Annotated in this window: 17 protein-coding genes; 3 read left to right on the forward strand and 14 right to left on the reverse strand. The window is 52.8% G+C overall.

What is annotated here, in order from left to right; all coding sequences use genetic code 11:
- Positions 1-16 precede the first annotated feature (16 nt).
- The 3 genes from L1F29_RS22750 to L1F29_RS22760 all read right to left on the reverse strand — a co-directional run bounded on the left by L1F29_RS22750 (position 17) and on the right by L1F29_RS22760 (position 3,423).
- A complete protein-coding gene (locus L1F29_RS22750; protein ID WP_258384326.1) occupies positions 17-1,777 on the reverse strand; it encodes an ABC transporter ATP-binding protein in 1,761 nt (586 codons plus the stop codon).
- A gap of 24 nt (positions 1,778-1,801) precedes the next feature.
- Positions 1,802-2,245, reverse strand: a complete 444-nt coding sequence (locus L1F29_RS22755; protein WP_373876427.1) for a MarR family winged helix-turn-helix transcriptional regulator — start codon at positions 2,243-2,245, stop codon at positions 1,802-1,804.
- Between the two features lie 263 nt (positions 2,246-2,508).
- Complete coding sequence (locus L1F29_RS22760) at positions 2,509-3,423, reverse strand: NHL repeat-containing protein (RefSeq protein ID WP_258384327.1); 915 nt, start codon at positions 3,421-3,423, stop codon at positions 2,509-2,511.
- Positions 3,424-3,672: 249 nt separating this feature from the next.
- Here L1F29_RS22760 and L1F29_RS22765 point away from each other — a divergent pair, with 249 nt between their 5' ends.
- The gene (locus tag L1F29_RS22765) at positions 3,673-4,713 is read left to right on the forward strand and encodes a LacI family DNA-binding transcriptional regulator (protein ID WP_258384328.1); all 1,041 of its coding nucleotides are present in this window, start codon (positions 3,673-3,675) and stop codon (positions 4,711-4,713) included.
- A 29-nt stretch (positions 4,714-4,742) separates the two neighbouring features.
- On the opposite strand, the gene L1F29_RS22770 is transcribed toward L1F29_RS22765, so the two are convergent.
- From L1F29_RS22770 to L1F29_RS22810, 9 genes are all read right to left on the reverse strand, one after another.
- Positions 4,743-6,896, reverse strand: coding sequence for an alpha-L-rhamnosidase C-terminal domain-containing protein (locus L1F29_RS22770; protein ID WP_258384329.1), 2,154 nt, complete (start codon positions 6,894-6,896; stop codon positions 4,743-4,745).
- Between the two features lie 579 nt (positions 6,897-7,475).
- Complete coding sequence (locus tag L1F29_RS22775) at positions 7,476-8,369, reverse strand: AraC family transcriptional regulator (RefSeq protein ID WP_258384330.1); 894 nt, start codon at positions 8,367-8,369, stop codon at positions 7,476-7,478.
- 118 nt (positions 8,370-8,487) lie between these two features.
- Positions 8,488-9,882: a sulfatase family protein gene (locus L1F29_RS22780; protein ID WP_258384331.1), complete on the reverse strand. Its 1,395-nt coding sequence runs from the start codon at positions 9,880-9,882 to the stop codon at positions 8,488-8,490.
- On the reverse strand, positions 9,879-11,291 hold the full coding sequence (locus L1F29_RS22785; protein WP_258384332.1) for a sulfatase family protein: 1,413 nt from the start codon (positions 11,289-11,291) through the stop codon (positions 9,879-9,881). The genes L1F29_RS22780 and L1F29_RS22785 overlap by 4 nt, the downstream gene beginning before the upstream one ends.
- Complete coding sequence (gene cysC / locus L1F29_RS22790) at positions 11,288-11,842, reverse strand: adenylyl-sulfate kinase (RefSeq protein WP_258384333.1); 555 nt, start codon at positions 11,840-11,842, stop codon at positions 11,288-11,290. Before cysC ends, L1F29_RS22785 begins: the two co-directional genes overlap by 4 nt.
- Entirely contained in the window at positions 11,839-12,873 is a 1,035-nt protein-coding gene (locus L1F29_RS22795) for a Gfo/Idh/MocA family protein (RefSeq protein ID WP_258384334.1), read from the reverse strand. Before L1F29_RS22795 ends, cysC begins: the two co-directional genes overlap by 4 nt.
- A 14-nt stretch (positions 12,874-12,887) precedes the next feature.
- Complete coding sequence (locus L1F29_RS22800) at positions 12,888-14,285, reverse strand: sulfatase family protein (RefSeq protein ID WP_258384335.1); 1,398 nt, start codon at positions 14,283-14,285, stop codon at positions 12,888-12,890.
- 18 nt (positions 14,286-14,303) lie between these two features.
- Positions 14,304-15,140 carry a sugar phosphate isomerase/epimerase family protein gene (locus L1F29_RS22805; protein WP_258384336.1) on the reverse strand — a complete coding sequence of 279 codons (837 nt, stop codon included), beginning with the start codon at positions 15,138-15,140 and terminating at the stop codon, positions 14,304-14,306.
- Between the two features lie 12 nt (positions 15,141-15,152).
- A complete protein-coding gene (locus tag L1F29_RS22810) occupies positions 15,153-16,145 on the reverse strand; it encodes a Gfo/Idh/MocA family protein (RefSeq protein WP_258384337.1) in 993 nt (330 codons plus the stop codon).
- Positions 16,146-16,635: 490 nt separating this feature from the next.
- Here L1F29_RS22810 and L1F29_RS22815 point away from each other — a divergent pair, with 490 nt between their 5' ends.
- Complete coding sequence (locus tag L1F29_RS22815) at positions 16,636-17,445, forward strand: phytanoyl-CoA dioxygenase family protein (RefSeq protein WP_258384338.1); 810 nt, start codon at positions 16,636-16,638, stop codon at positions 17,443-17,445.
- A gap of 143 nt (positions 17,446-17,588) precedes the next feature.
- Positions 17,589-18,494 carry an AraC family transcriptional regulator gene (locus L1F29_RS22820; RefSeq protein ID WP_258384339.1) on the forward strand — a complete coding sequence of 302 codons (906 nt, stop codon included), beginning with the start codon at positions 17,589-17,591 and terminating at the stop codon, positions 18,492-18,494.
- A 223-nt stretch (positions 18,495-18,717) separates the two neighbouring features.
- Here L1F29_RS22820 and L1F29_RS22825 read toward each other — a convergent pair whose 3' ends face one another.
- Complete coding sequence (locus tag L1F29_RS22825) at positions 18,718-19,224, reverse strand: GNAT family N-acetyltransferase (protein ID WP_258384340.1); 507 nt, start codon at positions 19,222-19,224, stop codon at positions 18,718-18,720.
- An 83-nt stretch (positions 19,225-19,307) separates the two neighbouring features.
- Positions 19,308-20,168 carry a helix-turn-helix transcriptional regulator gene (locus L1F29_RS22830; RefSeq protein ID WP_258384341.1) on the reverse strand — a complete coding sequence of 287 codons (861 nt, stop codon included), beginning with the start codon at positions 20,166-20,168 and terminating at the stop codon, positions 19,308-19,310.
- Positions 20,169-20,194: the final 26 nt, after the last annotated feature.

Genomic DNA, 20,194 nt, shown 5'->3' on the forward strand with positions numbered 1-20,194 from the left:
TACGTTAGGTTTATGCTCAGCCATGTTTCGCCACCTCCTTGCGCTGCTGAGAGCGGTGAATGTCCTGATATACCGGACTCGTACGAATAAGCTCCTCATGTGTTCCTGCAGCCGCTATGACCCCATCCTCGAGAACGATGATGTTGTCGGCATCCGTTACGGAAGAGATGCGCTGCGCGATGATGACACAGGTGCTTTCCGCCATGAGCTCCTTCAGCGACTGCTGGATGCGCGCTTCCGTTGCAGGATCAACCGCGCTGGTACTGTCGTCGAGGATAAGGATACGCGGGCGAAGGAGAAGTGCCCGCGCGATCGATATGCGCTGCTTCTGCCCGCCGGAGAGATTGACGCCCCGCTGTCCCAGTTCGGTATCGTACCCGTCCGGAAGCTTGACGATGAAATCATGCGCGGCTGCCGCTTTGGCCGCAGACACAACCTCGGCTTCCGCAGCATCCGGCTGGCCGAAACGGATATTGTCCCGGATCGTCCCGCTGAACAAGATCGCCTGCTGGAGTACCATTCCGACCTCACGGCGCAAATGAACGGCGTCTATCTCTTTGACATCGGTGCCGTCGATCGAAACCCGGCCCTCGGTCGGATCATACAATCGCGGGATAAGACCGACCATTGAGCTCTTGCCGGAACCCGTCGCCCCTAGAATACCTACGGTCTGACCCGGATGAATCGTGAAGCTGATCTCTTTAAGCACCGGCACGTGCTCGTTGTCCAAGGAAGTGCCGCAGGATTCCAGACCGTAGCCGAACGATACCCGATCGAATTCGATCTTCCCGCTTGTGATGGCGGCAGTTCCCCCTTCGCTTGGCTGCGACATGCCCGGTACCGTTTCGAGCACCTCATTGATCCGGTCTGCCGATGCCTTGGCCCGCGAAAACTGGATCAGCATCATCCCCACCGATAGGAGGGAGAAGAGCAGTTGGGTTAAATAACTGAGGAACGCAATCAGATTGCCGATCGGAAGAGCGGATTCCCAGGTCTGCGCACCACCGTACCAGAGCACGACGACAATGCTGGCATTCAGAACGAGCATCATTAGCGGCATGCTGATTGCCACTGTACGGGACGCTTTCAACGCGATGTCCAAGTAATCGCGGTTCGCTCTGCCGAATCGCTCCCGTTCGAAGGCCGCTCTTACGAACGCCTTCACAACACGGATACCGGACAAGTTCTCCCGCATAACCGTATTCAGCCCGTCCAGCTTGCCCTGCATCCGGTTGAATAACGGGATGACCATCCGGCTGACGAGTACGATAATCAGAATGAGAATCGGAATAACCGCAATCAGAACAAGCGCCAGGCGGGGACTGATGATGATGGCCATCACAATGCTTCCGATCGCCAACGAAGGATCGCGGACCATCATACGAAGCAGCATCTGAACCAGGTTCTGCATCTGCACGACATCGCCGGTCAGCCGCGTGACGAGTGAGCCCGTCGTCAATTTGTCCAAATTATCGAATGAGAACGTCTGCACTTTCTGATATAAGCCGTTACGCAGGTCTGCGCCGAAGCGCTGCGAGGCGATACTGGAGAAATAGGTGCAGCCGACCCCTCCGATGAGCCCGATCAAGGCGACCAGAATCATCGTGAGCCCCGAGTCCCAGATGTAGCCTAGGTTGTTATTCATGATGCCTTCGTTCACAATGCCTGCCATCAGCTTAGGCTGGAGAAGGTCCATACAAACCTCCATGACCATCAATAGCGGCGCCAATATCGCTGCCCATCGGTAAGGTTTAAGATACGAACGCAATTTCCACACGGATATGATCACTCCACTTTCGAATCAACTGTTTTCTCGCCGGAACGCTTCTTGCTCCTCATGGATCCGCTGCAGCATATGCCGGAAAACTGCCTTCTCTTCCTCGGAGAATCGGGAGAAGCTCCGCTCCTCCAGCCGCTCTACGGCTTCCTTCACATCGACAGCCGCTTTCCTTCCGCTTTCGGTCAAATATACCCTGGATACGCGCTGGTCCGCAGGATCGGAACGCCGCTCAACCAAGCCATTCTTGGCCATCCGGTTAATCATGACGGTCAGCGTGGCCGGCTTGACATTCATCTTCATGGCGAGCTCCTTCTGACTTAACCCGTCATGCTCCAGAAGCCTTGTCAGCAGAGGCGGCTGGCCGGGATAAACATCGTCTTGAATCACGATATGGACATTATGGCGGTGAAGCTTCATGATATGACCCATCATATGAATCAAGCCATCCCTATACTTACCTTCCACAAGGACACCACCTTTAATTAGTCGGCTAACTAAATCTATGGATTTTACATTAGTGGAAGAGTAAATCTTTGTCAATATAAAAGATGGCGTGTCAGCAGCAGCATCGCCAGACAATAACTGAACAGCTGATAAATTCTGCCTGCGGAGCGGGCTATGCATTATTCGTCGGTTTATAGCTTCACGATTGTTCTGAAAGGTCTTTCACCGTTCAAAATAAAAAGCTCTGAAACGATCCATGACCGTTTCAGAGCTCCAATTCCGTATTATTTCGATCGAACTAGCTTCGTTACGCGGCCATCCTCGATCCATTCGGCTACAAACACATTACCTTTTCCATCGGCACATACGCCGTGAGGCGAGCTGAACCGATCCGGGCGGTAGTACGCTTTCGGCAGGTTCGGCCAGCCTTGCTGCTTATACGCCTGCTGGTCCTCGCCCAGATGCGCGATTAAGCGGTCTTGACCGTCGAAGATCGTAATCCGGCTGTGCAGATCCGGGAAGTACATGTCGCTTCCATCGAAATAGAAGCTGCACGGCATATCCATATCATGGGTAATAAAACGTTTGTGCTCCCCGTCCAGCGTGAACACTTGGATCCGGTTATTGCCGCGGTCCGCCACATACAGCTCCGGCTCCGCGCCGCGCAGGTTCACCGATATCCCGTGCGGGCAGCGCATCTTGCCGGGCTCTACGCCATCTCCGCCCCATGACCCCACATATGCGCCTTCCGGCGTATAACGGTGTATGTAGGACTGGCCATAGCCATCGGCAATGTAAATGTCGCCATTCGGCCCTACCGCCACATCCGTCGGTACGAAACGGCGGGAATCATCGTAAATATTCGGAAGATCCGGCGTACCGATCTTCAGCAGTTCTTGACCGTCCAGCGTATATTTAGCTACAACGCCTCTCGTATCTGTGACGTACAGATGCTCCTGGTCCCCGACGCGGTGCAAATAAAACCCGTGAGCGCCGCCTTCGAACTGTTCGCCCCATGAATTGATATAATGTCCTTGATTGTCGAAGATGACAACCGACGGCGTACCTGTATGAAAGACATACACACGCCCAGCTGCATCCGTCTCAATACCATGTGTGTACCCGACTTTAACGGAATCGGGCCATTGTGCCCAATTCTCAATGACTTCGAATGAATAAGCGCTTGTACCTGTCAGCAAGTCATTTCCCTCCCATATTTGCCGCTTATATTTGGCATAACGGCATTCCTATTCTATTTCGCGATATATCGCCCTTGTCCTTCTCTCCAGCCAGAAAAAAATCCTGAACTGCCAGCTGCTTCCCGGCGCCGCTTTTCGCATAGCGCGATCCTCATTTGTGCTGAAGACACACCGCTTTATCTCCATCAGGCCGTTTGATATAATAAGCGATGATTAAGAACATTAATTTCCCAGTTAGGACGTGTCTTCATGGTCACCATTAAAGATATCGCGCGAGAAGCCAACGTATCGGTATCGACCGTTTCGTTTGCCTTAAACGGAACAGCTCCGGTTGCACCCGAAACGAAGCGCCGCATCCTGGAGATCGTCGAGCGGCTTCAATATCAGCCGAGCGCATCCGCCCGCAGCCTTGTTACGCGAAAAACGAACAACATCGCCTTATTCGTACCGCAGCCCGGGAAGGATATGTTTCATTTCGCCGGCAACAGCCTGTTCTCCGATCTGCTGCAAGGAATCGGCGAAGTTCTGCATGAGCGCAATTATAACCTTCTTCTGGCCTGGGAGCATGAGAAAGCGGCCGATGAAGAAATGAAAGCACTTCAAATGGCAAAAAGAAAAATGACGGACGGCATCCTGCTGTATAATCCCGAGAATGACGAACAGCTCGTCAAGAACTTGAACAAACTTCATTTCCCTTTCGTCCTGTTAGGCAAAGGGAATATGGAGCAGCCGGTACACCGGGTAGACGTGGACAACTTCGAAGCCGCTTTCCATAATACAACGCATCTGATCAAGCTCGGGCATAAGCGGATTGCGTTCATAAGTCCGGGACCGCTCAAATATTTGGTTTGCTCCGACCGCTTCGACGGTTACAAAGAAGCGCTTGAAGCGGCAAATATTAAATTCGATGAGGCGTATGTATACATCGGCGACGATAACGAGAACAGCGGCTATCAGGCCGCCGCAAGCTTCTGCGGTCTAAAAGAAAAACCGACTGCGATTATCTCGGGCCGAGACGTTCAGGCAGTCGGTATACTTGCTTATTGTGCCGAGAACCAATTAATGGTTCCGGATGATGTAGCGATCGTAAGCTTCGAGAATTCGGAGCTGGCCGTGAAGCACGGGATTACTTCCCTGTCGACCGATGTCTACAAGATCGGCAAGGAAGGTACCCGTTTGCTTCTCAAAAACATATCGCGCAGCAGAGAGTCGCAGCCGCAGAACGTCGTCATCCCGTTCGAGCTTCATATTCGGAAAACATGCGGCGCCTGGAATGATCAGGAGGAATAGCTAGAAGTGCCCGCAGGTCAGCTTTATAGCTACCGCGCCATCTCCATGCGAACCACTTTGATTTGTTCCGGAGCTTCAATCGACGCTTCAAGCGAACCGTCCTCCCGCTTCTTCCATTCTACCTGTATAGGGCCATATGGCGTGTTCACCGATCCGCTGCATCGGCTCGCACCCTGCGGCGCGTATGGCTCGAACACGATGGAGCGGCAGCCCGGTTCTGCAATTCTTACGCCGAGAATATTTTCACTGATCCACTTGATCGGCGTGCTGGACCATGCATGGCACAAGCTCATCCGGTAAGAATCATAGGCTTTGTACGTCGTCAGAGCATCGTGGAAGTCGTCCGGAAGCTCCAGCTTGACCCCTTCCCAGAACGTCGTTGAGTCGCAATCGAGCATCTTGCCCCAGACCGCGGCGATGACATCCCAAGCCTTGTCCTTCATCTCGAATGCCGAGTACGCTTCAGCCAGCTGGAAGGCCGACAATGGCGTGAAGGGATCCTTCAGCTCATAACGGAGAAGAAACTGGCGCGCATCCTCTTCACCGACATAGCCGCTTTCAATGCCGTGCAGCGCCAGCGCCAGGACGCCCGATTCCAGGAATCGTTCCGCTGCGATTTCCGGAGCGGTCCACAGCTCTCTTACATCAAGCTCAAGCTCCGGAATCTCACCCGCAAGCATCTGCAGCCTGTTGGCCGTTTGGCGCAATACGGCGTGAACACCTAACTCGGCATCCTCCTTGGAAATCGGAACCCATTCGATGAGCGCGCCTTCCAGATCGCGCATCGATCCCGTATCGGGATCGATGTTCTCCTTGATCCACGCCACGTGCCGCTTAAGCGGCTCTTTCATTTCCAAAATGAATCCGCGGTCTCCTGTATGGTAGTAATAATCCCACAGCGTACAGATCCACCACATGGTGTACTCCGGTATACCATTCATCCAATAACCGCGCTGGGTGCCTTCGCCGACCTCGCTGACCGCACGTTTCAGCACGGCATAGTCATCCCATATGAAATAACCGGATTTGGCCGCAAGATAATAATCGAAGGTCCAGTTCAAACGATCGCGCTTGACACCGTCCCACAAGCCGATCTGATGACAGATTAGACTCGTATGCGCGGATACATCGTAAATCTGGTCCATAAGCGGAAGGTCGCTGTCAACGTTACCGACCCGGTTCAAATCAACGCCCACCGCATCAAAGCTGATGAGCAGATCGAAGTTTGCGGCTTGCTCGGCAAATACCGTCAATTGAATAAAACGATAGCCTTGCGGAAGCGTAATGAACGAAGCGCCGGCTTCAAGCGTAAACCATTCCGAAATGCAGCCGTCGTAGGCATCCATTTCATAAACCGACTCCGCACCGTTCCAGAGCAAGTGAATCGCGGCATCCCCGTTATTGACCACCTTCATCCGCGCATTCTCTTCACGCGGCAATGCAAGTCGTACGACGGAAGCGGCCGACCATTCCCGCGCCTTCTGCTGGGTGCGCACTTCTTTCCATTCATATTGCTTGCGCAAATGGTAGAACAGGTTCAGATCGTTGCGCCGTGGCTGCACGAGCGGCTCCAATTCCGCCGCCTTCCCGGTCAGCCTGACGACACCGGGATTCACTACCGTCGCTTCCGCATTGGTGCTTTGATCGATCCGCACGTTTCCGATCGGCTTCGCAACAATGTCGCCAAAACCGCCGGCAACAAACCATTCCGGGCCGTTCTCCAGGTCGCCGAAGGGCTCTTCTCCAAGACGGCTGACAACGACCGCAGCAGTACCGTCTCCGCAGACCCACGATTCGTCGCTCGACAGCCAGAAATCTTCGCCTTCGATATAAGCGGCGAAACCTACGGTTCTTCCGGCTAAATAGGCGTTTACTGCAACGATGGGAACCTGACGCGTAGTAACAATATCGAAAGTCAGGGTATGCGTTCCAGCCTCGAGCACATTCGGAAATCCGTCCACGAGCGTGAAGGCCGCAGTATGGGCAGCGAGCTCGGGAATTTCAGCGATACGCTGACCATCGAGCGAAACGTCCGCCCGGCCTGTCAATGCGAATCGGCAGGACAGCCCTGTAATCTTCCGGTTAAGATTAAAGCTTACTGATATGGCGAGGCGATTGCTGCCACCTCGATCGGAGTGCCAGATCCAACAAGGAATGCTGCGCTCCATCGCTAATTTTTTCATGAATAAACTCCTCCTACGCCCGTATGATTCATTTCAAAAAAAACACCCGGTATAGCATGATTGATTCACATTTAGCTGTAATAAAAACGTTTTTATCGAGCATAATTGAAAACCCTTACAAATCACGATGTGAAGTCCATTCATCCTTCAATACCAAATCGGAACTCACAATAAATAGATATTAAAACCAATCATTGTAAAAACAATGCCTAAAAATCCTCCATTATGAAAATTCCCTCTCGCAGCAGCTGTGATGCAAGAATATTGTTCATTCCAGCAGCAACTTCACTATATTAAATCGTTTTTATATTGTCAAGGCGAACGGAGCTCTTATTTGCCTAGGCATGTAAGAAAATATTCACCATTGTAATTAACCTCTTACTATAGCATGACATAATGATGTTAACTACATCTATTAATTCCATTATCCACCTTAAGCTTGGAGTAAGAAGGAGGTCGGATAAGCGGAGAAATGAACTCTTCCCTCATAAATCGATGCTCTGAGGCGTACAAGCTTCTTCAATAAAAAACGGCAGCCGGCTTGGCCGACTGCCAAAATGCTTCTTCATATCCGTTGCTTCACTTACCATGACCTCGAAACTTACCGGGTGAACAACCGACATAGCGCCGGAACAAATGGCTGAAGAATGCCGGGTCATCATAGCCGACCTTCTGCGCGACATGGAGTACCTTCTCTTCGCTTTCCATCAGCATTTGCTTGGCGTGCTCGATACGAATATGATGGACGCGCTCAACGACCGTCAAGCCAGTCTCTTGCTTAAATACCCGGTTCAATTGCCGATTGCTTATATTGAACATTTCTCCCAAATCGGTGACACATAGCTTCTCATCGTAATGTCTTTCCAGAAACCCGTTGATTCGTTGAACGAGCAAATGGTTAGAACGCCGCTTCGAATGATCTCTGTTGGAGCTGACCCAATCCTTATAGATGCGCGAAAGCTGAATGAACAGCTCGACAAGCTTCAGTCGTATGAGCGTCGTATATCCCGTACGCTTCAAATCCCATTCATGCATCATATACTCAAGCAGCTGCAGGATAGCCGATGTTTCGCGCTCGCTCAGCTTGAGCCGATGATGGAATCGCTCGTCTGGGCTTAGGAAGGGCAGAACATAGAAATAGTCCATCGAATCGTCAACGCCAAGCTCTCTCAAGCAGGCATCATGAATCAGATCCGGCAAGAACAGACAGTTGACGATTTCAATTTCTTGTCCTTCGCTGAATTCGAACGTATGATTCTCGTTCGGATTGATGATGAACACATCCCCTGCCTTGAGCGGATATACATCCCCTTCAAAGCAGTGGAGCGCTTCCCCTTTGATCACGTATACCAGTTCCACGAACTCATGACTGTGCATCTTCGGTACATTATTCGCGTTGTGGGTACACCGCATAATGTAAAACGGAAACCGCAGCTCCTTCAAGTAATCTCTGCTTACGATTCGCTCTTCCATGGGCCCTCCTCGAGGTCGATACAAGTCCAATAACAATGAGTCGAAACGCTAATTTCCTATCGTTCCATTCATATTTCCTCTATTATATTAAAATTCCGTCAATAATCCTATATGGCAATTACCGTTTCCTGCCCTCCAGAAGTTGGCCGTCCAGCCAACTCCCGCGGAGAATGCCGTCCTTCGATTGCTTCAGCTCATCGTACAGCGACCGCCTTAAGACAGACAGCGTTTCCTGACAGTCGGGATCCGCGATTCGGTTAACAAGTTCGTTCGGATCGTTAACCATGTCATACAGCTCATCGCGATCGGTCGGATTCCATATAAATTTCCAGGTAGATGTCCTGATCATCCGTTGAACGAACAGGCCGAACTGCTGTCCGTTATAGGTCGAAACGGCAAACGTGCGCCAGTCCTCGGGAAGACGGCCCTCGAGAAGCGGACGGAGCGAACGTCCGTGAAACTCCCCGGGCACTGGCATATCCAGCAGATCCAGCAGCGTAGGCGGCAGATCAAGCGCATTGTATACGAAAGCATCGCACCGCTGATTCGGGGCTACAACGCCAGGATAGCGAATGGCGAGCGGTACCTTCACTACATCGTCGTACAAGATATAATGCTTATCGATCATCCGGTGGCCGCCGCACATATCGCCGTGATCCGTTGTATAAATCACGATGGTATTATCGTCTTCACCGAGCTGCGCCAAGGTCTGCATGATGATTCCGACCGCATCGTCCATCTGGCTGATCATACCGTAGTAGCGGGCAACGATTGGCGCCCAGTCATCCCACGTATAGTTCTCGATCCCCCAGTTCAGCAGCTGCTGCTGTTGAATATACGGCTTGTTCTCGAACGTATCGCTGAAACTGCCCCACTCGGGCACCTGTTTCGGATCGTACAAGGAAGCGAACGGCTCTGACGGTCGGCAAGGCGGGTGCGGTTCGTTAAAATTGATTCTCGCATGCCACGGACCGCCGCTTCGCGAGAGCTCCTCCAGCATCTCGCATGCTTGCCCCGCCAGCCAATGCGTCTGCGCATCTTCAAGCGGCACGGGATCCGGCTCGCCAAAAATACCGTTCGTATAACTGTGCTCCGGATGCTTTGCAACGCGAAACGCGGCATAATCTTTGTCGGCATTGATGTAATGGTCATATCCGAATGCAGTGGGATCCGCTGTAGAGCTTCCTCCCCACTTGCCGATATAACCTGTTGCATAACCTTCGGCCTTCAAATCTCTTGCCCAGGAATAATCGCGTTCGGTCAGGCTCATAATGGGAAGTCCGATGCCGTCATTCCAATACGCGCCGAAGCTCTCCGGTCTGCGGCCGCATATGAACGATTGTCTGGAGGGGCCGCACACCGGCAACGGGGTATAGGCATTCGTAAACCAGATTCCTTCCGACGCAATCCGGTCGATATTCGGCGTTTGAACCGGATATTGACCGCTTGTGCCTGTACAATCATAACGATGCTGATCCGACATGACAATTAAGATGTTCGGCTTCCGTTTCATCGCGGCTCGCCTTCCAGCACGCGCTGCTTGCGCGATTGTTCGACGGCATCGTCAAACTTGCTGCGTACCGGGTCGTTCCACCATTCCTCCCACGTAAGCCCATACTGGCCTAAAATAGCTTCGATCCGCTTGCGGAAAGGCAGCCCGACTTCCAGCTGTCTATGCATCGGATCTTCCCTTCCTGCCAATTTATTCAGAACCCACTCTTCCATCGTCCGCTGCAGCTTATCCGCCAGCTCTGGCTCAATCTCGGCCAGATTATTCGTCTCGCCTGGATCGGCCTTCAGATCGTAAAGCTCGCGCGGCGGACGCTTGAACGGTCCGGAGTCATACGTCACGATAAGCTTGTGTCGGCCATCCGTAATCCCTCTTGCCGCCTGCCAAGCGCATTCGCTAAGGAATACCTTATCATGTGTTCCCGTCGCTTGACCGTCGATAGCCGGCCAGAGACTCTTGCCGTCCAAATCGTCCGGAACCGGAAGACCGGCCGCTTCGAGCAAAGTAGGCATCAGATCCACCTGCTGTACGAGTCCGGGCACTCGGCGGCCGCCGGCTATGCGACCCGGCCATCTGATGATGAGCGGTACGTTAACCGTCGTGTCATACAGGCCGCAATGATCCCAATATATATCATGCTCGGTCAGGCTCTCGCCATGATCGCCGAACAGAACCATCATCGTATCCTCCGCCAGACCGAGTCGCTCCAGCTCTTCATCCAGCTCGCGGAGCCGATCGTCAAGATAACGGATTTCCGCATCGTATAATGCGTTCAAATACTCTGCATCCGTCACGCTGCCCAGCATGTCATAGTGATGATACTTGAAGAAAGGATAGGCGGCGCTGTTATATGCGGCCTCCATACTCCGGTTTGCCGGATCGTACGGATCCTTCTCCTTATCGTAGAAGAGCGGAATATATTCTTCTGGCGGCAAATATGGCGTATGAGGATCCCAATAATGGAGAAAGAGGAAGAACGGTTCTTCCCCTCGCTGCGAGAGCCACGATTTGGCCAGATCATTGACCGTTCGGCCATCGATCCAGCGCTTGCTCCCCGAGGAGTTCATGTAGTGCCTGTATCCTCTGGCGAACCATTCCTTCAATTGATACAAATTATCTACGGCAGCTGTCGTATAGCCTGCGCTTTTCAATAAGTTTGGCAGCCACTTCACCGATTTGGGAAGCGAAGTCAGCTCGGAGCCATGCGAAACGACACCCGTCGTTAGTCCGACTTTCCCTGTGAAGATGCCCGTATGGGCAACCTCTGTCGGTATGTCTGCGGCATAAGCCTTCTCGAAGACCACCCCTTGCGAGGCAATCTTATCCAGATATGGACTTGTCGGCTTCTTATAACCATAAACGCCGAGTCGATCGGCGCGCAATGTGTCGAGCGAGATGAATATGAAATTCATACCATCTCCTCCTTACATAAGGATACATAACCGGCTTGCTCCAGCCATTCAAAAACCTGACGGGCATTCCCCTCTATGCTGCCGTCCTTCGAATATAGCGTAATTTCGGGACGATCAGGAACATCATAGGGGTCGGAAATGCCGGTAAAGCGCTCGATTTCATTATTCCGCGCTTTGGCATAGAGCCCCTTCACATCCCGCCGCTCGCACTCCTCGAGAGGACAATCGACGAACACCTCTGCGTAATCGGCAATCGCCGAACGGGCGTAGTCCCTCATATCCTTATATGGCGTAATGGCCGATACGATCGCAATAACGCCATTGCGGGCGAGGAGCTCGCTTACATAAACAATACGTCTTATATTCTCCATCCGCTCTTCGCGGCTGAAGCCGAGTCCTTTGCATATCCCGGTTCTCAGCTCATCGCCGTCCAGCAGCTCTGATTTAATGCCCTTTGCCCGTAGTTGCTGAAGCAGCTCGCGAGCCGTTGTCGTCTTGCCTGCACCTGACAACCCCGTAAACCAAACGACGCAACCGCTTTTCCCGCTCATGCCTGCCGCACTCCTTCATGCTCATCGTCTTGGATGTCGCTAATTCTTATCGGCGCACCGTTCTCAAGCTGAGAGCGTATCGCCGCTTCAATAATCCGCTGTACCGCCAGGGCGTCAGCTCCGGAAGCCGATATTTGATCCGGGGGAACACCGTCTCGAACCTCCTGAATAAAGGCGCCGATCCGGTTAAAGAATGTCGAGTCGAACCCTTGCGAGTTCGAGAAGATCGAATTTTTGAATACCCGCCGCTCATCGCTCTCGCGGGGAAACAGCGTCAGACTTTCGTATACGTTATCCAGGACAAACCTGCCATTCGTCCCTGCAACTTCGCAGCGCTCAATCGGATGACCGCCGAACATATCGTAGCTGCCGGTCAAATGGCCGACTGCGCCGGAAGCGAATTCGAGATTAATGGAAGCTGTCGACCAGACGGTACGTCCGGGGGCCTTCGCCATGAATGCCTGTACCCTGGCCACATCGCCGGCAAAATACCGAAGCACATCGAACGAATGCGGATGCAGCGCCCGCATATGAATCCAAGGGGACGTTTCATTCGGGTTGCCGATGGTCAGCTTCATATTCACAAACAGCATTTGGCCGATCTCGCCTTGGTCAATCCAATCCTTGGCCCGTTTCGCCGCGGGAACGAACCGGTGATTCAGATTGCAGGCAAGCCGCACGCCTCGTGCCGTAGCAGCATCCGTCATCATGCGAGCCTCGCTAAGACGATTCGAGATCGGCTTCTCGACCAGAACGTCCTTGCCGGCTTCAATCGCCTGCATGACCGGTTCCATATGATGAGAGCCGTTCTCCACTCCTCCGGTCGCAACGCTAACGACATCGATTTCTTCATTGGCAAGCATGGATTGAACATTATCATACGGTCTTGCACCGAACCGCTCGGCAGCCGACCGGGCCATGTCGCCGCGTAAATCACACACGGCGACAAGCTCGACATCGGGATGCTCTTTGTAGACGCGGCAGTGAATGAGACCGATATGATTCAAGCCGATAACTGCGACTTTAATCATACTTAATCCCCCCGCTACTTTTTATCCTTTTCTTGAAGTTTGCGGGCAGAGCTCGCCGAACCGATTCTCATTGTATCGTATGCCTGCTGGGAGGTCTTGAACGGACCTACTTTATGTCCATGCCAGTTCAGGTTCGTAAACATCGGATTCACGCGGCCGGTTGCATCCTCCCGCCGTCCAATGTGGGCTTCCAGACGGCCGGTCAGCAGTTTGACGACCTCCGGCTCCTGTTCCGCCACATTCTCAAGCTCAAGCGGATCCTTGATCAGGTTGTACAGCTCGATTTCCGGCTTAAAGTGGAAATCCGGCTCCAGCGCGACGATCAGCTTCCACTCCGGCGTACGCCAGCCATGCTTGCGCATCCAGGTACATTCGGTAATGTAGAATTCCGGCTCCCGCACCCGCTCTCCGCCATTCATATAATCGACGAGGCTTCTGCCGTCGAATGCGATGTCCGTCTCGATGCCAAGCAGCTCAAGAACGGTCGGCATCAGGTCCTTCATCTGGGTATAGTCGGACTTTCTTTTTCCAGCCGGCACTTTGCCAGGGAAACGAAGAATGAGCGGAATGACCAGGTTCGTCTCATACAAGCCGTGATGATCATAATAGCAGTCATGCTCGTTCAGCGTCTCGCCGTGGTCCGCCGTAATGACGACCAGCGTCTCTTCCTCGATGCCCAAATCCTCGAGCGCCGTGAACAAGCGGCGGATACAGGAGTCCATATAGGCGACCGCGCCATCGTATTGAGCATCCACATAAGCCGAGTCGGTGCAATCTTCCGGAATCCATGAACGCAGATAGTGTACGAACGGCTCGAAGCTGTCCATCCCTTCCAGCGACTTGTTGTCCGGATCGTTCTCGTTGCCTTCATAGAAGATCCGATCGAACGGCTCCGGCGGGAGGTAAGGCGAATGCGGATCCATATGACGGAGGAAGAGCAGGAACGGTTTATCTTCCGCAGCCAGGCGCTTCAACTCGGGAATAGCGACATTATTCAAGTTCTCCGCCTTCGGACTGCGGCCCGATTCGTCCGCCGCCCAGCCTTCGTAATCCATATACTTGTCGAATCCTCTTGCGGACGGATTGCCCGTAAATCCGATACAGGTTGTGTTATAGCCCTGTTCACCGAGCACTTCGGCCAATGTCTTGACATGGCCGCCAAGCCCGCCTTCATGGCGGAGCGCAACGACATCGGTGCCGAAGCAATCCATGCCTGTCAGCATGGAAGCATACCCCGGTGTCGTTGGCACGCTTGGGCTGAAATGCTGTTCGAACAGCGTTCCTCCTTTAGCGTATTGATCGATGTGGGGGGTTGTCAACTTCTTATATCCATAACCGCTCATATGATCCCGGCGCAAGCTGTCGATGCCCAGAAACAGAACGTTTGGTTTTTTATTCGCGTTTGCACTCATGAACGTCAATTCCCCTTTCTATCCATTTTGACGCTGGAGGGCGTCTTCTTTCGGTTGTCTTGCTCCTAGCGCGCGAAGCGTGCCATTCAAGTAGCCATAGCTTTCAGCGGCAATGATCGACACTTCCGCAAGCGAATGTCCTGCCGCTCCGATTACTTCCAAACATACAGGACCCTCGTATCCACCGTCTACCATTACTTTGCAATAGGCAGCCAGATTGATCTCGCCGCGGCCGCAAGCTTGCTGCTGAATCGGTCCAGGGCCAGTTGTGCGGCCTTTGCAATCCCGGATATGAACATGCTTCACACGCGATAAGACTTGAGGCAGCGCTTCCTCCGGATTCTCGCCTGCGCGGTACACATGGCTCGGATCCATGTCGATCCCGAAGCCGGCGCTGTCGATCGCTTCCATGGCTCGCAGCGTAGTCGGTGTATTATAGATGGCATTGCCCACATGCGCTTTAACGCACAACGTCACGCCGTACGAAGCAGCCAATTCGGACAGATGGGATAATGTGGCGATGGATTGCGTCAAGTCAGCTTCTACGTCGCTCTTGCCGCCGGGTCCGACGTTAACGACCGGAATGCCGATCGCTGCAGCAGCTTCGAATGCTTTGGTCAGACGGGCTTCATCGAGAGAAGCTACTTCCATGGACAAATAAGAAATACCGTTTTCAGCGGCTATCCGCTTTAGCTCTTCCGCCTGATCCTGCCAGGAATCCAGCACCAAATGCTCGCACATGCCTTGAATAGCGGATAATTCAACGCCGTCATAGCCGCACATGGCGATATGGCGGACAGCCGTTTCTACGTCGAAGTCTTTAAAAAGTACGGAATTTACGCCTAATTTGATCATTTTTTGCTCCTCCTAGTCCAGTTCAACGATCGTTCCGGTTTCCCACGAACGGATGGCTGCTTCGATAATACGCTGTGATTTCAATGCATCAACGCCGGAGCCGTTGACTTGATCGTGGCTTACGCCCGCATCCAGCTGTTCGATCCAATCGCTGATACGGCTCTTGAACGTTTCGCCGAATGAACGCATACCGCCCAAGTAGCTGTAGGTTTCGGTTTCGATGCTGTGGCGCGGATAGAAGGTCAAGTGCTCGCAAGCGTCTTCCAGGACGAAACGCCCTTTGGAGCCGACAACCTCGCACTGCTCAAGACCGTAGCTGGCACCGGCGTCGTAGCTGCCGACCAAATGGCCGATTGCGCCATTCTCGAAGTATAGAATAACCTGCGTATTCGACCAGATTTGACGGCCTTCGCCTTTCATCATGAATGCAGCGACACGCTTCACATCGCCGCAGAAGTAACGGATAACGTCGAAGGAATGCGGGTGAAGCGCGCGAAGATGGAACCATGGCGATGTCTCAACCGGATTGTTGATCCACATGCGCATGTTAATCATGTGCACTTGGCCAAGGCGGCCCTCATCCATCCAAGTCTTTGCACGGAGTGCAGCCGGCGTGAAACGGTGATTCAAGTTAACGGCATATGGAATTTTCTTCTCTTCTGCGAGATTAACCATTCTCTCGCCTTCGTCGATCCGGTTGGAGATCGGCTTCTCGCCGAGTACGGGAATACCGGCTTCAAGAAGCTGCATGGACGGCTCGTAATGCTCGCCGCCGTTCTCTTCCCCTTTGGTTGCAACGCTGGCTGTATGCAATTCAATGCCGCTGGCCAGCATCTCTTGTACGCTGTAGAAGGCGCGGCAGCCGTACTTCTGAGCGGCTGCGTCCGCTTTCTCCTTCACGAGGTCGCATACCGCTACGAGCTCTGCCTTCGGATGGTTGTGATAAATCTCCGCATGAATGGACCCAATGTTGCCGACACCTACGACGGCTGCTTTAATTGTCATTGTAAATCTCCTCCTAAAAGTTTTGTGAGCCTAATGCTTGCCGAAGGCAGCATATGCGAAGCAAAACTCTCTCCGTAAGCATACGCTCTGTTTTGTGAGCCGAATGCTTGCCGAAGGCAGCATGTACGAGCAAAACTCTCTTCGTAAGCATACGCTCTGTTTTGTGAGCCTAATGCTTGCCGAAGGAAGCATGTACGAGCAAAACTCTCTTCGTAAGCATACGCTCTGTTTGATGCAGGCAGACCTTGTAAACAAGCTCTTCGAGAGACTTCAAGCAAATTAAAAAGTATAGTCCGTTTGTGTCCATTCTAGTCGATGGCTCCCCGGGTCTCAAAGCGTTTTCAGACAAAAACATGGTTGATCGCGCCATTTTCATGTAATCGTTTGCAGTTCCGTGTCCAACCTCGCTGGAATCAGCAAGATCGACCATGTTTTTGATAACATTGCCCAAGTGTTTGGCGATTTTGACATGCTACATTGAAGCTAATCTATGAATCAAACGAAGGGAATGGTAAGAATGGAAATGCCCGTTACCCGGGAACAAATCGAGTTCTACCGCGAGAACGGCTTCGTTCAGATCGATAATGTACTGACGCAAGAAGAGGTTGCCGAGATGGCGGAAGCCATGGAAGAAGCGATGACCGAGAAATCGGTTAACGCTGTGAAGACCGATAAGAGCGGCGGCTCGTACTACAGAGTTTTGAACCAGAAGGTCAATGTTTGGCGCGATCACGGGGTCATGGCCAAATACTCCCTTCATCCGAAGGTGGCTGAAATCGCCAGACTGCTGAGCGGCGCCTCCAAGATGAGACTTTTTCACGATCATGCCCTATGGAAAATGCCGGAAGACTCGAAAGCGACTCCTTGGCACCAGGATGCTCCATACTGGCCGATGAACCAAACGCAAGCCTTGTCCGCCTGGATCCCCGTAGACGACGTGGATGAGAAGAACGGCTGTATGATGTTTGTCCCCGGTTCCCATAAAGAAGGAAAGTTGAAAGGGATCGATTTCCTCGAGCCGCAGAACATCTTCGATTACGTGCAGGACAAGGAAGCCAATCTGAAGAAGCCTGTCGTCGTTCCGCTCAAGAAGGGCAGCTGCACCTTTCATAGCGGCCTGACCTTCCACTATGCATATCCGAACATGTCCGATAAGCCCCGCAGAGTGCTGGCGCTAATCTACATGCCTGACGGGACGACATACAGCGGAGCAGGCCATATATGCACCGACAACTTCGGGCTTCAGAAGGACGAACCGATCCGGGGCGGTACATTCCCTATCCTGGCCAGAGAGATATAAGCACGCACGATAAAGAAGAGCCGGACAACCGGCTCTTCTTTATCGTGTATCCAAGGTTTTTTCCTTTCCAAGCCTTCCGCCGTCTTCTATAATAGGACTAAGAATGCCTTGTAAATTCACCGGAGGACGGTGCTTAGATCAGCATGCGGATGACTAATGAGGAATTATTGGAGAGCCGCGACTTTCCATTCTATATTAATGCCGTCACCATTAACCCGGGATATGAGGTCGAAGATCACTCCCACGAGTTTATCGAGCTCGCTTACGTATACGCCGGGATTGGAGAGCACCGGTACGACGGCGGCGAATATCACGTTATTAAAGCGGGGGATGTGTTCGTCATTGAGCCGGGCATGGAGCATGCCTACCGGGGTAGACAATCCGAGAGCATGACGATCTATAATGTACTGTTCACGCAAACCTTGCTTAAAGAAGAACTGAATACGATGGCCGCCTTCACATCGTTCCTCGATTTCTTCTACGTGGAGCCGCTGCTGCGCAACGATGTCCGGTTCCGGACACGGCTGACGCTGCGCGAAGCCCAGCAGGCCGAGATGAAGACGCTGCTCGATCGTCTTCTATATGAACGGGAGGAGAAGACGCTCGGTTACCGCATTTTCATTAAAACGGAAATGATCCAGCTCTTCATCTTCCTGAGCCGCTGCCATCAGCAGAAGGAAGAACGCGTGCGCTCCATGCCCCACCAAGAGAAGACCATGCAGCACATGCTCGACTTCATTCACCGCCATTATGCGCAGCCGTTAACGCTGGAACAGATTTGCCGGATCAGCGGCTGGAGCCTGTCGGCATTCTCGCATCATTTCAAACGAATGACAGGGAAGACGTTCATCGAATACCGCAACGAGGTTCGGCTTAAGGTGGCCGAAGAGGCGCTTATCGATTCAACCCAGAAAATCGCCGCGATTGCGAGCGAGGTCGGCTTCGATGACTTAAGCTTCTTCAATAAGCTGTTCAAGAAAAAAACCGGGCTGTCGCCTGGTCAATACCGCAAGCGCGCTTTGGAAGAGGACAAGCAAGGGGACACTTGACCGCCCTTTTTCGGCCATACAGCCGGTGTTCCGTTGAAGCGGTCCGTGCCTCGGAGGCTGTAAGGCCGTAAAACGGACTTACAGCTCTTTCACCCACCTGCGGGCGCGGCTGTAGCACCTTTTTTCACTATAACGCTGCGGTGTGAAGGGTACGCCACCCATACATCCAACAATGGAGCCGACAGCAGCCGGCTCCATTGTTGTCCTCCTATATGCACGCCGGTCAGCTTTCCTTCGAAGGAACCGAACAGGCCATCGCTACAAATTCGCTCTCCACGCCGTACACCGGACTGTGAAAACGGACCCCCTCTTCAAATCCGGCCTTTTCATATACCTTCTTCGCCCTCTCATTGAAGGTCATCACGGCGAGCCGCACATGCCGGACGGCAAACCGCTGAGCAACATGCCTCACGCTCGCGATGACAAAGTCCGAGCCCAACCCTCTGCCTGTCAGGTCAGGATCTAATCCGAGCCCCAGATCCACACCATGCTCATCCTCGTATATCCCCGCATCATAGCCGCCCGGCACGCGGGCCGAATGGTCTGTGCAGATGAAGCCGACCAGTTCACCCTGCCGATCGGTTACAAACTCATAATCCCCATTCATCAATTCCGATAAGCTTTCTTCATCTCCGCCCATCCCGTATATGGCGTATGGCTCCGGGTAGGTCCAGCGGGAAATCCGGGATGCCGCTTCAAGCGTCATAGGATAAAACCTGTAGGATGTCACTTGCCCAAGCTCCTCCTCATGTCGTTTATAGCAGCTGCCGTCGGCTAGTGAGGCTCTGCACGAAAGAGCAGAGACTTATCCGTTCATTCCGCCAGCTTCCTGAATTGTCGCGGGGAAACTCCGAATTTGCGCTTGAACATCCGCTCGAAATGCGGCAGCGTATTAAACCCTGCGGCAAAGCAAATCTCCGTAACGGGCAGGTCGGATACTTTCAATAGCGAGCCCGCGAACTGCAACCGCAGCTCCTGCAGATAGGTCTGGAACGAGATGCCTAACTGTTTATGGAAGCATTCGCTGTAGTAATTGGGCGATAGCCGGGCCTGCTTGGCGGCATCGTCCAGCGTAATCGACTCGCGAAAATGATGCTGAAGATACGTGAGCGTCTTGCGTACCGCCGTCTGGGCAATCGATTCGTTCATTCCGCTGCCCGTCATGTTCATATCCGTTATCGGATTGGCCCGCAAAGCTCTGGCCAGCTCGATAACGATCCGTTCCAGAGCGCCCTGAATGACGATTGGCGTTCCGAACTGCCGGTTCGACGATTCCTGCCAGATAAGCGTAAATTCAGATTCAATAACGGGCAGACGTTCATCGACAAACGTATACTGCAAATCCGATGCGCTCTGGAACGAATCGTAATAAAGATCTTCCCGGAGAATTCGTTCAGAAAAAACAAAATTATACAGCTCGATCGTGGAACCGGGCGATGGGATGATTTCGTGAAAATCAGCCGGCGACAGCAGGAAAAGCGCCCCCCGCTGCAGAGGATAGGCGGTACCGTTCAGGACATGGGTGCCCTCTCCCGAGGTAACGAATGCCATCTCAAAAAATTCATGCCAATGCACCGCGATCGTCTCCGCAATCCGATGCCGAAAAATACCGAAGTGAGAATCATAGCTCATATAGCTCTCGCTGGCTAAACGCTCTGGCTGCTTCTTGTCCATTATCTCTGCTCCTCTTCCGGCAAGGT

Source organism: Paenibacillus spongiae (assembly GCF_024734895.1).
Taxonomy (GTDB): Bacteria; Bacillota; Bacilli; order Paenibacillales; family Paenibacillaceae; genus Paenibacillus_Z; species Paenibacillus_Z spongiae.

Excerpts from the sequence above, each read along its gene's own strand:
- cysC (WP_258384333.1), bottom strand. The coding sequence starts at position 11,842 with ATGAGCGGGAAAAGCGGTTGCGTCGTTTGGTTTACGGGGTTGTCAGGT.
- L1F29_RS22800 (WP_258384335.1), bottom strand. The coding sequence starts at position 14,285 with ATGAGTGCAAACGCGAATAAAAAACCAAACGTTCTGTTTCTGGGCATC.
- L1F29_RS22805 (WP_258384336.1), bottom strand. The coding sequence starts at position 15,140 with ATGATCAAATTAGGCGTAAATTCCGTACTTTTTAAAGACTTCGACGTA.
- L1F29_RS22765 (WP_258384328.1), top strand. The coding sequence starts at position 3,673 with ATGGTCACCATTAAAGATATCGCGCGAGAAGCCAACGTATCGGTATCG.
- L1F29_RS22785 (WP_258384332.1), bottom strand. The coding sequence starts at position 11,291 with ATGAATTTCATATTCATCTCGCTCGACACATTGCGCGCCGATCGACTC.
- L1F29_RS22830 (WP_258384341.1), bottom strand. The coding sequence starts at position 20,168 with ATGGACAAGAAGCAGCCAGAGCGTTTAGCCAGCGAGAGCTATATGAGC.
- L1F29_RS22815 (WP_258384338.1), top strand. The coding sequence starts at position 16,636 with ATGAATCAAACGAAGGGAATGGTAAGAATGGAAATGCCCGTTACCCGG.
- L1F29_RS22780 (WP_258384331.1), bottom strand. The coding sequence starts at position 9,882 with ATGAAACGGAAGCCGAACATCTTAATTGTCATGTCGGATCAGCATCGT.
- L1F29_RS22795 (WP_258384334.1), bottom strand. The coding sequence starts at position 12,873 with ATGATTAAAGTCGCAGTTATCGGCTTGAATCATATCGGTCTCATTCAC.
- L1F29_RS22775 (WP_258384330.1), bottom strand. The coding sequence starts at position 8,369 with ATGGAAGAGCGAATCGTAAGCAGAGATTACTTGAAGGAGCTGCGGTTT.
- L1F29_RS22770 (WP_258384329.1), bottom strand. The coding sequence starts at position 6,896 with ATGAAAAAATTAGCGATGGAGCGCAGCATTCCTTGTTGGATCTGGCAC.
- L1F29_RS22820 (WP_258384339.1), top strand. The coding sequence starts at position 17,589 with ATGCGGATGACTAATGAGGAATTATTGGAGAGCCGCGACTTTCCATTC.
- L1F29_RS22810 (WP_258384337.1), bottom strand. The coding sequence starts at position 16,145 with ATGACAATTAAAGCAGCCGTCGTAGGTGTCGGCAACATTGGGTCCATT.